The organism is Paramicrobacterium salitolerans (assembly GCF_051513965.1).
Classification (GTDB): Bacteria; Actinomycetota; Actinomycetes; order Actinomycetales; family Microbacteriaceae; genus Paramicrobacterium.
This window is the reverse complement of the sequence record NZ_CP195847.1, coordinates 2660835-2674927: the sequence shown is the minus strand read 5'-3', so window position 1 is coordinate 2674927 and position 14093 is coordinate 2660835. Positions and strand designations below refer to the sequence as shown.

Below are 14093 nucleotides of genomic sequence, written 5' to 3'. Positions count from 1 at the left end.
TCACCCCGGGGTGAGACTGGCCATCAGTGATCGGAGTGAACGATGTATCCCGCACCGATGGCAGTGTCGCCAGATGTACAGAAGGTCGTAGAGCGTGAGCGGTTGAAGCCGCCCGCGTGGGTTCGGACGAGCCGACGCCACTGGCGGAAGGCCCGTCGCCACCTGCGAAAGTCCGAGTGAAGGAAAGGGAGAGCGATGCCCGCATCGAAGGAAATGCCCGACACCATCAAACGCTCGCCGAAGCACGCCCAGGCGATCTGGTCGAAGGCCCATGATTCTGCTGTCGACGAGTACGGCGAGGGGGAGCGGGCGCACCGCACCGCGTTCGCCGCGCTCAAGCACGAGTACGAGAAGGTCGGCGACCACTGGGAGAAGAAAGAGGACTCCGGGCCGAGCGACAGCAAAGCCAAGGGCGGTCGCGGATCCGGCGGCACGACCCACGGCGGCGTCGACGCGAACACCTCGAAGGAGCACCTCTACGATGTGGCCAAGAAACTCGACATCAGCGGTCGCAGCTCGATGAGCAAGTCCGAGCTCGTGGACGCGGTCGAGAAGGCGAACGATAAGAAGACGCGCAAGGCGCGCTCCTGAAACTCGCGTCCGGCGCCCGTCCCGCGTGGGGCGGGCGCCGTTGCGCGGCCGGGGTGATGGCCCGTGCCCGAATGTACCTGGTCAGCTGCTAGGCCGGCACGAGTTCGAGGCGCGTGATGGAGCGCGTCTCGAAGTCGACCACCGCCGCGGTGTCGGGCGGAACAGGCTCCCAGCCCTCCCGCTCGAGGCCGCTCGAGATCACCTGCACGCACGTGGGAGATGTGCGGTAGTCCATCGCGTAGTACTCGTTCTCATGCCGTGCCGGAATCGCCTCGGGTGACTCGAACAGCGCGCGCAGCCCCTCCTTCGGCGAGTCCGCTCGGCTGTTGACGTGCACGGCGAAGAGGCGCGAGGGAGTGAGAAGCAGCGCGTTGAGGCTGTCGTTCGGAAAGTGCTGCATGAGCATCCGCAGCGCGACCGTCACGCCGTCCACTTCGGAGCCCGTCTGTTCTATGCACTGCATGACGAGGCGGAAGTAGCGCTCGCTGTCGGTCGTTCCGTTCAGCTTTGCGAGGGACTCCTCCGTCAACAGGCTCTCGAGGCGGTCCATGGGCGCGATGTGACCGTTGTGACCGAACGCATACCCGCCATCGACGAAGGGATGCGTGTTCTCGGGGGTCACCGCGAGTCCACCGGTCGCCCACCGCAGATGCACGATTCCCGCGGCACCGAGCGGTCGCGCGGCCAATCGGGCGTAATCCGGATCCTCATCTGCGGACGTGGCCGAACGAGCAGTCTTCGTGCCGCCGTCCGGATCATGCCAGGTCATGCCCCAGCCGTCCCCGTGCACGCTCGTCAGAGCGGTGAACTCACGAAAGGCGTCGGGGCCGAGTTCGTCGACCACAGCGGTCGGGCGATCTGAGACGTAGCCGAAGAGTCGGCACATATAGGCGCACCTCCTTATATCGTGTCCCAAGGCTCTCGCCAACCCCGTGTCGCCTCAAGGTCTTGACTGGCACGCTGTCTTTATGCGTAGCGTCGGAGTCGAAGAAGAGCTTTTGCTGGTCAACGCCGAGAGTGGCGTGCCGCTGACGGTGGCCACTCAGGCGATCGCACGCGCCGAGACCGAGGATGGCGAGACTATCGATCACGAGCTGCAGCAGCAGCAGATCGAGACCGACACGGCTCCCACCACGGAGATGTCGGTTCTCGCGGACGAGATCGACTCGTGGCGACGCACAGCGATCGACGGTGCCCGTCGGGCGGGCGCGCGAGTCGTCGCCTCGGGGACCCCAGTGCTTCGGGCGGAGCGCCGCGTCGACGAAGACCCCCGGTATCAGCGCATGGTGAAGCACTTCGGGCTCACCGCGACCGAGCAGCTCACGTGCGCATGCCACGTGCACGTCTCCGTGGAATCACGCGATGAAAGTGTTGCGGTGCTCGACCGCATCCGTGGTTGGACCCCAATTCTCACCGCGATGAGCGCGAACTCGCCCTTCTGGCACGGCACTGACACGGGCTACGCGAGCTTCCGCTCGCAGGCGCTGCAGCGCTGGCCCTCCGCCGGACCGCAGAGCATCTTCGGCTCAGCCGCGGAGTATGACGAGCTGATCGAGTCGATGCTTCGCACTGGGGTGATCCTCGATGAGGCGATGGTCTACTTCGACTCGAGACTCTCTGCTCATTACCCGACTGTCGAGATCCGCGTGGCGGACGTGTGCTCGGATGCTCGTGACACGGTGCTCATCGCGGCGCTGTGCCGTGCGATCGTCGACATGGCGGCGCAGCAGTGGCAGGACGACGTTCCGCCGAACCCCGTGTCGCCGACGCTTGTACGCCTGGCGACGTGGAAGTCGGGGCGCTTCGGGCTCGAGGGTGATCTTCTCGACCCGCAGACGTTCGAGCCGCGGCCGGCGCGGGAGGTCGTGGACGGGCTCGTCGAGCTCGTGGAGCCGTCGCTCGCGGCATCCGGTGACCTCGACTTCGTCCGCGACGAGATCGGCCGCCTCTTCGAGAACGGAACCGGTGCGACCAGGCAGCGCCGCGTACTCGAGAAGACCGGCAGCCTGAGCGACGTGTCGGCGTACGTGGCGCGCGTCACAGCGGGGCAGGACGACTGACGCTGCGTCATCGATTGCTCGGCGCAGAACGGTTCAGCGGAACGGTTCAGCGCACCACAGCTCAGAGCAGAACGACCGCCGCGAACACGATCGCGACGCTCGCGCCCACCGCGCACGCGACGGTGAGCAGCAGGAGCGGCCACGCTGAGACGGTTGTCAGTGTGCGCTCCCGGGTGAGCTCCGTCGTCGCGGCGCTGTAGCGTCGGTGCGCGCCGGCATACGCGATGATCACGATCGAGATTCCAGCGACGCCCGCGAGCACAGCGGGCGGTCCGCCCAGATCGGGCGCAACGTAGTGCACCGCGGCTGCGATGCCCACCATGAGTGCGAGCGAGGTGCGCTGCCACGACATGAGCGTCCGCTCGGGCTGAAGTCCCGGGTCGTAGATGGCGGTGGGATGCCGTCGACTCACAGCATCAGCCCGGTGGCCACGAGTGCCGCGGCGAGGATCAGCCCGATGACGATCACGAGGCCGAGCGACGGCGCGTGCAGCGGAGTGTCTTCGCGGAGCGCGCGTTCATTGCGCATCCACGAGGCCCAGCCGTAGATGGGCGTGGCGAGCCCGAGGCACAGCAGAATCGCTACCGCGCCGATGCGCATGCCCGTCGGCATTCCGATCGGCAGCGCCGCGAGCGCGACGCCGCCCGCGAGTAGGGCGAGCGAGGTGCGGATCCACGCGAGGAACGTGCGCTCGTTCGCCAGACTGAAGCGGGGGTCGGGGTCGCTTCCGTGGTTGTAGACGCGACGAGGAAACCGGGAACGAGCCATCTCTCAATCGTATGCGAATCGAGGAATGCCCTGCGTCCGAGTCTCAGCTCCAGGGCAGCTTCTTCGGAGCATCCTGATTCGGCTTGTACTTTTCGCCCGCCTGCTCACACACCCAGCCCTCGGGCATGGTGCCGGAGTCGAGAAAGTCTGCGAGCTCGCCGCTCGCTTCGGCCGACAGCACGTCGTCGGCCTGGGTGTAGATGATGGGCTCTTCCTTTGAGTTGTGCTTGTCGAGCAGGGCGAGCAGCTCGCGGCAAGCGTTCTGCCGAGTGGCGTCATCGGTGTCCTGATCGAGCATCCTCTCGATCTCGTCCATGGAGTCCCACAGCTCACCGTGCTCGCGCAGCATCACCATGATCGCCATCATCATTCCCGCGCGCATCGGCGGAAACAGGAAGACCTCCTCGAGGTAGATGTGGCGTCGCAGTCCAGCCATCGAGCGACGCAGAGGCTCCGGGTCGCCGCCTCCCGCGCTGATGCTCTCGGTGTATTCCTCGATACCTCCGTCGATGTCGCGGTGCTCTTTCTCTAGCGCCGCTGCGAGAGTCTTCTCAGCCACTGCTCCTCCTTCGACGAACGGGAACCCCTCTCTCGAGACTATTCCTCCCACCGGCCGGAGTGCACCCCTCGAGTACTAGCATCGAGAGGAAGGGAGTCTTCATGGTGCTTTCGCCCCTGCTCGGCTCGGCCGCGGCCTCAACGCTTCCGGAGCCGGTGCGCGTCATCGCGATCGTTGTGCTTCTTCTCGCCACGTGCGTGTGGGTCGGCGGATGGGCCGCCGTCATCGTCGTCGCCCGCAGCACAACCGCGACGCTCACACGTGAGGCGCGCGTCGCGTTCTTCCGGCACTTCGGGCGCCTGTACGGCGTGGTCTCGACGATTGCGTTGGTCGTGGCGATCGTCGCCGGCGGCATCCTTCTGCTCACCCGCGAGTGGACGGGCCTCGCCACGGCGATCGCGGTCGTCACGCTGGTCCTCGTGCTCACGCTGGGCTGGGGCGTCGTGCAGGCGCGGAGCCTCAGTCGCATGCGCGCGGAACTGCACGAGAGTGAGGATGCCGCTCTCGCTCGGCGCATCGAGCGGCGCGCAGCCTCTGCCACGGTTCTGCGCGGCATGATCGGCGTTCTGAGCATCGTCGTGCTGGTGCTCGGAATCATCGTGTCGGTCTGAAACGGGAATAACCGGGCGCCCGGTGCGTTGACCCGTGATTCAGGGAAGGGACCGCATGACGCAGACGACTGACCAGTTGGCCACGATCGACCGCCAGTGCGAACGGCTGATCGACCTCGGAGTGCCCGAGCTCGCCAGCATGAACGCAGACGATCTTCGCCGTCTCGCACGTGAGGCGGCAGAGCAGATGGATGCCGCGGTGGGCGAGCCCACGCTCGTCGTGAACGAGAGGCTCGTTCCGGCGGCATCCCTCGCCTCACTCATGACCCGGACCGGTAAGCCAGGATTCGTTGTGGAAGACATGACCGATCTCGCTGACTTCACACCGACCGAGCACGCCACCGTACCGGACTCGCCGCTGTACGTGCTGCACGACGTGACCCGCGGGGACGATCTGCTGAACTGGACGCCGGAGGAAGCGCTCGCCGAATTCTCTACGCGACAGCGGCGCCCGCTCACCGTGAATGAGGGCATCTCGTGGATGCTCCACGAGCCGGAGCTTCTCGAGCCGGGGCTCTGTTTCATGACAATCGGCTCACGCAAGCGCAAACCACGCGGATTCGATGCGCGAACGCCGGCGATCTGGATCAGCGGCGGAACCGGACGCGATGGCGCAGCCCGCCGAGGCGCGCCAAAGGTCGGCTGGTGCTGGTGGCGCAACCGGCACACCTGGCTCGGGTTCGCATCTGCCGCGCATGTCTCCGGGGCCGCACCGACCGCGAGCTGAAGTCAGTCGCGAGGGATCCGCTCGGCGCCGATCACACCGCGCAGCAGGTCGTCGTCGAGCGGAGCCCCGCGGCGCAGCACGCTGATCTGACCGGTCGGCTCCATGATGACGCACGCCACCTCCGAGCGGTTGCGCACACCCGCGAGACGCAGCTTCGAATAGACCTCGTCGGCGACGACGTGCGAGCGGGCCATGTTGTCGAGCTGCAGTTCGTCACCGGCCATGAGCACGACCGCGGGGCTGTTCACGACGCGGGCCGCTCGACGGAACCGACGCACCTGGCCGGTCACCGCCTGCAGAGTCAGCAGCGTCGCGAGTCCGAGGAGGCCCGCGAACAGCGTCGGGGTGTCGCCCAGTATCGCGCGGCCGATGACGGCACCCAGTGCGATGATGGCCGCGAGGTCGAAGCTCGACAGACTCGCGAGGGTGCGCTGCCCGAGCACGCGCACGAGCAGAAGCACGCCGCCATAGAAGACGATGCACGAGACCACGACCCTGATCGCGTCGACCCAGTCCAGTCCGTACTCAGTCCACATGCGGTCCTCCTGACGTTTTCTCCACCTTTTACGGTAGAGCACGACCGGAGTCGAGGCGTTTCAGGTTCCGGCACGCCGGCCCCTCAAGGCGGCATCCGCCCGCATCGAAGCGGGAGCCGTGGGCGGGACAGTCCCACCACTGGTCTTCGTCGTTCCACGTGACGATCGCGCCGAGGTGCGTGCAGATCGGCGACACGTCGACTCTCTCGTCGCCGATGCGTGACGAACCGACGAGGCGAGTCCCGCGCCGCCCCACGACGCCGCGTCCCTCTCCGGGCTCGGGCAGCGGCCGCAGCGCCCGCGCGTACCCGCCGAGGTAGTGCTTTGCGACGCCCGCCTGCATCTGAAGTCCGCGCGCCAGGGCGACGGGGCCGGTGATCCGATGGTGCAGGGTTCGCGCCCAGTCCGGGAGACCGCCGAGAATCGTCCCGCTGAGCGTGAGCGCACACTGCACCGCGTTCGTCATGCCCCACTTGTCGTACCCGGTGGCGAGCAGAATGCGGCCGCGCCCGCGAGGCAAGCGCCCGACGAAAGGGACCCCGTGCGGTGCCTCGTAGTCCTGCGCGCTCCAGACGTGCGTGCGCTCAGCCCCCGGCCAGTGGCACCACGCCCAGTCGTCGACCTCCGCGAGGCATGATCTCGGTGAGGGATGCCGTCCGACGACGTGACCGCCGCCGCCGACGATCAGCTGCTCGCCGTCCTCGTCGGGCGCTGTGCGGACAGACCGGCCGGGCTCGTCAACGCTCACGCACATGGGAAGAGGCTTGAGCCCCGGCACCCGGTAGCTCGCGGCGTACGACCGGTGGGCCTCGAGCTTGGCGAAGTAGAGCCCGCGATCGAGAATCGGCGTTCCGGTTGCGAGCACGATGTTCTGTGCGGTGAACTCACCCGCGGTCGTGCGAACACGGGCAGGAGACGTGGCGCGCGCGCCGAAGACGCGGACGTTCTCGCGAATGGTGCCGCCGAGGCTGCGCAGCTCATCGGCGAAGGAGAGCGCGACGGCGACCGGATCGAACTGAGCCTGATCGTCGAGAGCGATGGCGGACCGCGTGGGGAACGGAAGATCAGGGTCGGCGACGTGCCGCACGGGCAACCCGAGTTCGCGGGCGACCTGGAACTCGCGCTCGAGAGTCTTCGTGCCCTCGACCGTTGTGGCGTAGCTGAGAGCGGTCCGCCTCTGAACGTCCACCCCGAGAGCCTCGAGGTTGTCGAGCATCCATGTCTGCCCTGCCTGGTTCGCCCGCAGGTAGGCCTCGGCGATGCGCCTGCTCGTGCGGTGCCGCACCTGCTGCAGTCGGGCTCCCTGGAGCACCGTCAGCTTCGCGGTCGAGTTGCCCGTTGTAAGCCCCGCGATGGTGCGCGCCTCGAGCACGGTGACGCGGCGGCCCTCGCGGGCGAGGAGAACCGCCGTGATGAGCCCCGTGAGGCCGGCGCCCACCACGATCTCGTCGACCGTGGGCCGCTCCTCACAGAGTGCGTCGCCTTCGATGGAGCTGTGTCGTGCCAACCAGAGAGAGGTCATGTCGTTTCACCGTTCGTGAGGCTTCGCTGATCGTTCGTCGTCTCTCCAGTCGACGTTGTGCACGTCAGGCGCGGCAACCCCTTGACGGCGCGCAGCAGAAGCGCTTCAACTCGCGGGTGACGCAGTGAGGATGCTCGCGAGCTCGGCGACCGCGTCTTCGCCCACGAGCTCGCGCGACACCAGCGGAAGCTGCACGAGCGGCACATCCGGCAGCGCCTGTGCGAGCTCGGTGACGTAGCGCTCTTCGCGCTCGCGGCGCTCGGCGAGCAGCGCGCCAGCGTCGGCGGGGGAGCGGCGGTTGACGACGAGTGCGGCGAGCGTCATGCCGAGGTCGCTCAGCTGCTGGGCGACGTCGAGGGACTCCGCGACGGGGAGCTTCTCGGCGAGCGTCACGATGAGGAAGCCCGTCGCCGCACTGTCGCCGATCGCGGAGCGCATGCGGGCGAAGCGGTTCCTCCGGGCGACGAGGGTGCGTCGCAGCTCGGCATCCTGCTCGGTCTCGTCTTCTGAACGGCCGACGAGTCCGCGAGCGGCGGCAGAGAAGCGCTCCGAGCGGGAGCGGCTCGCGAGCAGAGACTCCGTCCAGCCGGTGAGGCGTTCGGGGAGCGCGAGCAGGTGCAGCGTGTGTCCGGATGGAGCGGTGTCGAAGATCACAAGGTCGTAGTCGCTGAGGCCGAGGTCGAGAAGCTCGGCGACCCGCTCCAGCACCGCCGATTCGTGGCTGCCGGGCGCGGTCTTCGCCAGTTCGAGGTGCTGCTTGGCCGAGCGGTGCAGCCGCTCCGGGAGCATCCTCATCATCGTCCCCTCGACGGCGGCGAAGTGCCGATCGATGGTGGCGTGCGGCTCGATCTCGACGGCATCCACATACCCCTGGTCGGCGGTGGCCACGCGGGTGCGCTCGTTGGAGAGCGTGGTGTCCCAGATGTGACCGAGATTGTGTGCCGGGTCTGTCGAGACCAGCAGAACGCGACCGCCGTCGCGCGCGCGTGCGAGGGCGAGGGTCGATGACACCGTGGTCTTGCCGACGCCGCCCTTGCCGCCGACGAAGAGGGCGCGGCGCTCGCGTGCGAGAGTCAGCAGCATGCGATGTGGTCCAGGGGTGAGCGAGGGATGCCGATGCGGCGGTGCCACGCGTGGAAGTCCTCCCACACGGCGGGCATGAGCTCCGCGGTGTAGTACGCCGCCGGGTCGGGGACGCCGAGCACCTCGCCCAGTACGGCGATCAGAAACAGGTCGTCCTCATCGCGCTTCTCGCGGTGCAGCATCTGCCGGTACGGGCCGACGTAGAACTCCTGCAGGCCCTCGCGCAAAGCGGCCCAGCGCCGGGAGAGCTCCTCCCGGCGCTGGGACCGTGACCTGGATGCCGACATGCGGTCAGACGTCCTCGCGGACGGCTTGCAGCTCGGCATCCTCGTTCTCTGGCTCCGGTGGCTCCTTGGCCGCGCGGCGCATCGCCAGCACGGCTTCGATGCCGACCCAGACGCTCGCGACGATGATGATCACGTCGAGCGCGAAGAGCAGCCAGTCGGGGTCGCCCGGGTTCGTGAAGCTGACCAGCTGATCGATCGCCGCCCAGAACGACAGTACGAACACGAGCACGAGTGGAATGATCGCCGGCAGCGGGTTGCGCCGCTTGCGGATCAGCATCACCGCGACGATCGACAGTGTCAGCGATGCCATGAGCTGGTTCGTAGTGCCGAACAGCGGCCAGATTCGCAGGCCGCCCTCACCGCCGAGACCCTGCGAGAAGGTGAGACCGAGTCCGACGACGACGACGACGAGCGTGGCGGGGAACTTGCTGATCTTCACCTTGATGACTTCGCCGGCCTCCTGCACGACGAAGCGCAGCAGACGCATACCGGTGTCCATGGTGGTAGCCGCGAAGAGCACCGCCATGGTCGCCAGCACGGTGGCACTGAGGGATGCCGGAAGGCCGATGCCGTTCTCCATGAGAGCGCCGCCGCCCTTCACAAACGCGTCGACACCGCCCGCGCCGAACGAACTGTAGATCTCCTCCCAGTCCGCGACCGACTTGATGCCGCCGATGACCGCGAGAATCGTTCCGAGCGAGAGCAGGCCCTCACCGACGGCGCCGAAGTAGCCGACGAACCGTGCGTCGGTCTCCTTGTCGAGCTGCTTCGAGCTGGTGCCCGACGAGACCATGCCGTGGAAGCCGGAGATGGCGCCGCACGCGATGGTGACGAAGAGCAGCGGCACGAGGCTCGGGGTTCCCTCGGGAACTGCCGTGTTGAAGGCCGGTGCCACGATGTCGGGCTTGACGGCCGAGAACAGCGTCGCCAGAAGCACCGAGCCGAACAGCAGGATGAGCCCGACGAAGAGCTGCACTCCGTTGATGTAGTCGCGCGGCTGCAGCAGCACCCACACGGGCAGAAGCGAGGCGATCGCACCGTAGACGAAGAGCGTCACGATCCAGAATGTCGCAGGGCTCATGCCGAGGAACGGATCGGGCAGAACGACAGGAACCGAGCTGCCGAGCACGATCAGCGCGTAGAGCAGCACGACGCCGACGACGGTCACGGGAATGAGATTCCAACGCAGACGGTAGACCGCGACACCGACGAGCAGCGCGACGCCGATCGCGCCCCAGGTCGGAATGACCGCGGTGGGCGTGCTGATCAGCAGGTTCTTGATGACGACGGCGAACGCCGCGATCACCATAAGCAGCAGCAGGAAGATGACGACGAGGAACAGGTTTGCGCCGCGCTTGCCGATGTAGCGCGCGGAGAGTGCGCCGATGGAGCGGCCCTTGTTGCGGGCGGAGGCCCAGAGTGCTCCGAGGTCGTGCATACCCGCGAAGAAGACTGTTCCCAGTGTCACCCAGAGGAACGCGGGGACCCAGCCCCAGATGACCGCGATAGCGGGGCCGACGATGGGGGCAGCGCCGGCGACCGACGTGAAGTGGTGACCCCAGAGGATGTACTTGTTGGTCGGAACGTAGTCGACACCGTCATTCAGTTCGTGAGACGGCGTCTTGAAGCTCGCATCGAGTTTGTACACGCGTTTCGACAGGTACTTCGAGTACACGAGGTAGCCGACGACGAACATCGCGAGTCCGACGAGCATGAGAACCAGGGAACCCATGGAGTTCTCCCCTTTCAGAGAATGCACCGTTGCAATGCAAGGAAGGCAGCGTGGTTCGCTGTACCGTCGAGGATATCAGAAAACTGTGAAAGTCCTGTGTGCGCGAGTTGCGCTAGTTCTCGCGGTTTTTCACGTTTTTCGGCTCTGCTCAGGGCTTCGGTTTGACGTCGAGCACGACCTCGAATTCGAGCACGTTCGCTTCGGAGAAGACCGGCTTGCCCTGCTCTCCCTTGTGGGCCGCTCGCGCACTGCCGTCGCGCCACGTTTCGTAAGCTGCGTCGTCCTCCCAGCGGGTGACGATGAAGTACCGGTCGTCTCCCGCGACGGGGCGCAACATCTCGAACCCGAGGAACCCCGGTGAACTGTCGATGGTGCCGGCACGATTGGCGAAGCGACGCTCGAACTCGGCGTGGGCTTCTTCAGGAACGCGAATCGCATTGATCTTCACAACAGCCATGTCCTCAGCCTACGAGTGAGCGGGATGCTCGTGAAGCTGTGTGACCGTGCATATTCCAGCATCGTGATTGCCGAACTCACTTCTTCGGGCGGCGGCGCATCCGTGGATAGATCCAGAACAGTGCGATGGTTCCGACGATCGCCCGCACCGCCGCGAAGACGAGAACCCACCAGCCGATCGGATTCTCGGCGAGGAGGAACGCGACTCCGATGATCAGGAGGACGACATCGGCGGCATACGGAACCTTCAGCCAGAACAGCAGCCGCGCATCTGGAGAGCGGGCGGCATCCGCATCGGCCGCATTCCTGTTCTCTGAATCAGTCACCTGATCGACCACCGTGCTTTCTGAGCTGACGAGCCGATGCCATGCAACCTCCGTACGGCTAACGCCAGCCGAGTTCGGGCGCGACGTACGTCAGCACGCTCTCGAGGAGCGCCGTTGTCGTCAACACCGAGCTGGGTGGGAGCCCTCGACATGACGAGGTGCCAGTACTCGGTGCATCTCAGCGGAGCGGCTCGGGCTCCAGCCAGATCAGCTTTCCGTGACCTGACGCTTCCGATAGGTACTGATCGACTTCAGGATGTAGCGGAGCTGGACGGCGCATGCCCCCAAGATGAAGGCATACCCGAGACCTTGCAAGAACTCCTCGGTGCTGCGCACGAGGAAGAAGCCACCAAGAAGGAGTACTGAGGTCAGTAGCAGCGTCCAGTTGGTCTTCATGAACGCGAGTCTATCAACCAAGCGCTTCGACCAGCTCGCTCAGATCGCGTCTCCCTGCACGGGGCCCTCCCAATTGGGCTTCCACCCGAGCGAGGGCGCTACATGCTTCGCGAACGACTCCAAGATATGAACACAAAAAGCAACACCGAGCTGGTTGGGCACGGTGAGCAGCAGCGTGTCAGCGGCTGCGATCGCGGCATCCTCTTTCAACTCACGCACAAGACGGTCTGGCTCGCCGATGTAGCTCTTGCCGAACCGCGCGATGCTGTTGTCGATGACGCCCACCTGGTCGGCACTTTCCGCCTGCGCGCGAAGTCCGAAATAGCGGTTGTCCTCCTCGGAGACGAGGGGCATGATGCTGCGGCTCACCGAGACGCGCGGCTCGCCGTCGTGACCGGCATCCTTCCAAGCCTGACGGAAGACCTCGATCTGCTCGGCCTGCAACTCGTCGAAGGGCACCCCGGTGTCTTCGGTGAGCAGAGTCGAACTCATGAGGTTCATGCCTTGTGCGCCGGTCCACGCCGCGGTTCCGCGTGTGCCCGAACCCCACCAGATGCGCTTCTCGAGGCCGGGCGAGCGTGGCTCGATCGCAAGTGCGCCGGTGTGGCCGGCCATCTGCGGGTTTGCTTTCGCCATTCCGGCTCCAGCGATGGCGTCGCGAAACACCTCGGTCTTGCGGCGTGCGTATTCGGCGTCTTCAAGGCCGTCGGGCGTCACGTAGCCGAAGGACTCGAAGCCCCGGTCCGCGTGCTCAGGTGAGCCCCGGCTGATGCCGAGCTGCAGGCGGCCGCCGCTGATGAGGTCGGTCGCCGCGGCCTCCTCGGCCATGTACAGCGGGTTCTCGTAGTGCATATCGAGGTTGAAACACTCGTTCGCGTAAGCTTGGTTACATGGTCGAACTGGTAGCGCTGAGGAAGACGAACGAGGTGGCGGCATACGTCCGCGCCTCCATGGACCGCAAGGGCGACCGCTGGACGGTCGATACGCAACTGCGGAAGATCAGGGCGCTCGCCGAGGCCAAGGACTGGAATGTGGTCGAGGTCTACGAGGATAACGCAGTGTCGGCGACGAAGAAGCGCCGTGCTGGCACGCGCTGGGCCGAGATGCTGGAGGACGCCAAGGCTGGCCGGTTCTCGATGGTGGTCGCGGTGGACATGGACCGGCTGCTGCGCAGCACGAAGGATCTGAACACGCTGATCGACCTCGGCCTGAGGGTCGTCACGGTGGACGGCGAGATCGACCTCTCTACGGCCGACGGCGAGTTCCGGGCGACGATGCTCGCCGCGTTGGCCCGGTTCGAGGCACGGCGCAAGGCTGAACGTCAGATCAGGTCGAACGAGCGTCGCCGAGCCGAGGGCATCCCGGCGTCCACGTGGAAGGCATTCGGCTGGACGAGGGAGGGTGAACTGATCGAGGATGAGGCTGAGGCCGTTCGGCGGGCGTTCGATGCGTTCCTCGGTGAGCCGTCGCTGTCGATCCGCCGCATCCGCGAGGACCTGAACCGCGCTGGTCACCGCACTGCCCGCGGGTCGGAGTTCTCCGTCGATGCCGTGCGCTACCTGCTGGCGAATCCGCAATACGCTGGCTACATCAAGCACTACGCCTCGGGCGAGCTGTACCCGGTGCAGGACGGGATGTTCCCGCCCATCGTGAGCGAGCAGACGTGGCGGGCCGCGGTGGCGAAGCTGGAGGACAATGTGCGGAGGTCGGCGAGGCAGGGCAATCAGCCGAAGTACCTTCTGTCCACGATCGGACTGTGTGGGAAGTGCGGCGCGACGCTCGTCTCGGGGACGAACAGCCGCAAGCACCCGACGTACCGCTGCGGCGAAAAGTTCCACCTGACCCGCCAGCGCGAGCCCGTCGATGCGATGGTCGCCGAGGCGGTGCTCACCCGTCTGTCCTCGGTGGACGTGCACGACCTCGTGATGCCCCAGGAAGACGCCGGGCCCGACCGCGAAGAACTGCTGACTGAGCGGAACGCCCTGGTCGAACGCGTGAAGGAGCTGAGTCCGCTGCTGCGCGACATCCACCAGCCGGTCCTGGAGATCACGGCGGCGATCAACGACGTGAAGGCACGCATCGACGAGATCGACGCGGAGCTGCTCGACCGCTCGGTGTCGGTGGCGGCGAAGCTGCTCGCGGAGGTGGACGAGCCGGTCGGCACCGCGGAACGCCGCGAGGTGGTCGAGTCGAAGTGGAAGGCGTTGGACGTGGACCGCCGCCGGATGCTCGTGGATGAGCTGGTGACGGTGACGATCGAGCCCATCGTTCCTGGTCACGTGAAGTTCGACCCCGACCTCATTCGGATCGAGCCGAGACGCGACTGACTCATGACTCGACTCATCATTGCAATGGTGAGTCGAGTCATGGGAGAATGGTTGCAGACAAGAAGATCCCACCGGGGGCCAGACTTAGAAGCTGGCGGTACTACTCCCGGAT

The 14093-nt window shown here is 66.2% G+C and carries 17 protein-coding genes and 1 pseudogene; 5 read left to right on the top strand and 13 right to left on the bottom strand.

What is annotated here, in order from left to right; translation table 11 throughout:
* Positions 1-195 precede the first annotated feature (195 nt).
* Positions 196-591 (top strand): ChaB family protein, encoded by a 396-nt coding sequence (locus ACSAGD_RS12935; protein ID WP_437583174.1) that lies wholly within the window; start codon positions 196-198, stop codon positions 589-591.
* 88 nt (positions 592-679) lie between these two features.
* Here the strand turns inward: ACSAGD_RS12935 and ACSAGD_RS12930 are convergent, their stop codons facing one another.
* Entirely contained in the window at positions 680-1477 is a 798-nt protein-coding gene (locus tag ACSAGD_RS12930) for a class II glutamine amidotransferase (protein WP_437583173.1), read from the bottom strand.
* Between the two features lie 82 nt (positions 1478-1559).
* Between ACSAGD_RS12930 and ACSAGD_RS12925 the strand changes: the two genes are divergently transcribed.
* Positions 1560-2651, top strand: coding sequence for a carboxylate-amine ligase (locus ACSAGD_RS12925; protein WP_437583172.1), 1092 nt, complete (start codon positions 1560-1562; stop codon positions 2649-2651).
* Between the two features lie 61 nt (positions 2652-2712).
* Here the strand turns inward: ACSAGD_RS12925 and ACSAGD_RS12920 are convergent, their stop codons facing one another.
* Genes ACSAGD_RS12920 through ACSAGD_RS12910 form a run of 3 tightly spaced genes read right to left on the bottom strand, consistent with a single transcriptional unit; the run spans position 2713 to position 3978 of the window.
* Positions 2713-3063, bottom strand: a complete 351-nt coding sequence (locus ACSAGD_RS12920; protein WP_437583171.1) for a DUF202 domain-containing protein — start codon at positions 3061-3063, stop codon at positions 2713-2715.
* The gene (locus ACSAGD_RS12915; protein WP_437583170.1) at positions 3060-3419 is read right to left on the bottom strand and encodes a YidH family protein; all 360 of its coding nucleotides are present in this window, start codon (positions 3417-3419) and stop codon (positions 3060-3062) included. Before ACSAGD_RS12915 ends, ACSAGD_RS12920 begins: the two co-directional genes overlap by 4 nt.
* Before the next feature lie 43 nt (positions 3420-3462).
* A complete protein-coding gene (locus ACSAGD_RS12910; protein ID WP_437583169.1) occupies positions 3463-3978 on the bottom strand; it encodes a hemerythrin domain-containing protein in 516 nt (171 codons plus the stop codon).
* Positions 3979-4079: 101 nt separating this feature from the next.
* Between ACSAGD_RS12910 and ACSAGD_RS12905 the strand changes: the two genes are divergently transcribed.
* A complete protein-coding gene (locus ACSAGD_RS12905) occupies positions 4080-4589 on the top strand; it encodes a hypothetical protein (protein ID WP_437583168.1) in 510 nt (169 codons plus the stop codon).
* 55 nt (positions 4590-4644) lie between these two features.
* Positions 4645-5316, top strand: coding sequence for a DUF5701 family protein (locus ACSAGD_RS12900; RefSeq protein ID WP_437583167.1), 672 nt, complete (start codon positions 4645-4647; stop codon positions 5314-5316).
* 2 nt (positions 5317-5318) lie between these two features.
* Here ACSAGD_RS12900 and ACSAGD_RS12895 read toward each other — a convergent pair whose 3' ends face one another.
* From ACSAGD_RS12895 to ACSAGD_RS12855, 9 genes and pseudogenes are all read right to left on the bottom strand, one after another.
* Complete coding sequence (locus ACSAGD_RS12895) at positions 5319-5852, bottom strand: DUF421 domain-containing protein (protein WP_437583166.1); 534 nt, start codon at positions 5850-5852, stop codon at positions 5319-5321.
* A gap of 28 nt (positions 5853-5880) precedes the next feature.
* Positions 5881-7374, bottom strand: coding sequence for an FAD-dependent oxidoreductase (locus ACSAGD_RS12890; RefSeq protein WP_437583165.1), 1494 nt, complete (start codon positions 7372-7374; stop codon positions 5881-5883).
* A gap of 105 nt (positions 7375-7479) precedes the next feature.
* Complete coding sequence (locus ACSAGD_RS12885) at positions 7480-8457, bottom strand: ArsA family ATPase (protein WP_437583164.1); 978 nt, start codon at positions 8455-8457, stop codon at positions 7480-7482.
* Positions 8448-8744: a cory-CC-star protein gene (locus tag ACSAGD_RS12880; RefSeq protein WP_437583163.1), complete on the bottom strand. Its 297-nt coding sequence runs from the start codon at positions 8742-8744 to the stop codon at positions 8448-8450. Before ACSAGD_RS12880 ends, ACSAGD_RS12885 begins: the two co-directional genes overlap by 10 nt.
* A 4-nt stretch (positions 8745-8748) precedes the next feature.
* On the bottom strand, positions 8749-10476 hold the full coding sequence (locus tag ACSAGD_RS12875; protein ID WP_437583162.1) for a carbon starvation CstA family protein: 1728 nt from the start codon (positions 10474-10476) through the stop codon (positions 8749-8751).
* A 148-nt stretch (positions 10477-10624) separates the two neighbouring features.
* Positions 10625-10933, bottom strand: a complete 309-nt coding sequence (locus ACSAGD_RS12870) for an antibiotic biosynthesis monooxygenase family protein (protein WP_437583161.1) — start codon at positions 10931-10933, stop codon at positions 10625-10627.
* A gap of 76 nt (positions 10934-11009) precedes the next feature.
* Positions 11010-11258 (bottom strand): hypothetical protein, encoded by a 249-nt coding sequence (locus ACSAGD_RS12865; protein ID WP_437583160.1) that lies wholly within the window; start codon positions 11256-11258, stop codon positions 11010-11012.
* Positions 11259-11465: 207 nt separating this feature from the next.
* Positions 11466-11654 carry a hypothetical protein gene (locus ACSAGD_RS12860; RefSeq protein ID WP_437583159.1) on the bottom strand — a complete coding sequence of 63 codons (189 nt, stop codon included), beginning with the start codon at positions 11652-11654 and terminating at the stop codon, positions 11466-11468.
* A 39-nt stretch (positions 11655-11693) separates the two neighbouring features.
* A pseudogene (locus ACSAGD_RS12855) lies at positions 11694-12512 on the bottom strand (LLM class flavin-dependent oxidoreductase); the annotation flags it as partial.
* A 92-nt stretch (positions 12513-12604) separates the two neighbouring features.
* On the opposite strand from ACSAGD_RS12855, the gene ACSAGD_RS12850 reads away from it, so the two are divergent.
* Positions 12605-13981 carry a recombinase family protein gene (locus ACSAGD_RS12850; protein WP_425490010.1) on the top strand — a complete coding sequence of 459 codons (1377 nt, stop codon included), beginning with the start codon at positions 12605-12607 and terminating at the stop codon, positions 13979-13981.
* Positions 13982-14093 lie beyond the last annotated feature (112 nt).

What these genes read in the sequence shown, in the direction of transcription:
- ACSAGD_RS12925 (WP_437583172.1), top strand. Translation starts at nt 1,560, where the DNA reads ATGCGTAGCGTCGGAGTCGAAGAAGAGCTTTTGCTGGTCAACGCCGAG.
- ACSAGD_RS12870 (WP_437583161.1), bottom strand. Translation starts at nt 10,933, where the DNA reads ATGGCTGTTGTGAAGATCAATGCGATTCGCGTTCCTGAAGAAGCCCAC.
- ACSAGD_RS12915 (WP_437583170.1), bottom strand. Translation starts at nt 3,419, where the DNA reads ATGGCTCGTTCCCGGTTTCCTCGTCGCGTCTACAACCACGGAAGCGAC.
- ACSAGD_RS12900 (WP_437583167.1), top strand. Translation starts at nt 4,645, where the DNA reads ATGACGCAGACGACTGACCAGTTGGCCACGATCGACCGCCAGTGCGAA.
- ACSAGD_RS12895 (WP_437583166.1), bottom strand. Translation starts at nt 5,852, where the DNA reads ATGTGGACTGAGTACGGACTGGACTGGGTCGACGCGATCAGGGTCGTG.
- ACSAGD_RS12885 (WP_437583164.1), bottom strand. Translation starts at nt 8,457, where the DNA reads ATGCTGCTGACTCTCGCACGCGAGCGCCGCGCCCTCTTCGTCGGCGGC.
- ACSAGD_RS12935 (WP_437583174.1), top strand. Translation starts at nt 196, where the DNA reads ATGCCCGCATCGAAGGAAATGCCCGACACCATCAAACGCTCGCCGAAG.
- ACSAGD_RS12890 (WP_437583165.1), bottom strand. Translation starts at nt 7,374, where the DNA reads ATGACCTCTCTCTGGTTGGCACGACACAGCTCCATCGAAGGCGACGCA.
- ACSAGD_RS12880 (WP_437583163.1), bottom strand. Translation starts at nt 8,744, where the DNA reads ATGTCGGCATCCAGGTCACGGTCCCAGCGCCGGGAGGAGCTCTCCCGG.
- ACSAGD_RS12930 (WP_437583173.1), bottom strand. Translation starts at nt 1,477, where the DNA reads ATGTGCCGACTCTTCGGCTACGTCTCAGATCGCCCGACCGCTGTGGTC.
- ACSAGD_RS12905 (WP_437583168.1), top strand. Translation starts at nt 4,080, where the DNA reads ATGGTGCTTTCGCCCCTGCTCGGCTCGGCCGCGGCCTCAACGCTTCCG.
- ACSAGD_RS12850 (WP_425490010.1), top strand. Translation starts at nt 12,605, where the DNA reads ATGGACCGCAAGGGCGACCGCTGGACGGTCGATACGCAACTGCGGAAG.
- ACSAGD_RS12875 (WP_437583162.1), bottom strand. Translation starts at nt 10,476, where the DNA reads ATGGGTTCCCTGGTTCTCATGCTCGTCGGACTCGCGATGTTCGTCGTC.
- ACSAGD_RS12860 (WP_437583159.1), bottom strand. Translation starts at nt 11,654, where the DNA reads ATGAAGACCAACTGGACGCTGCTACTGACCTCAGTACTCCTTCTTGGT.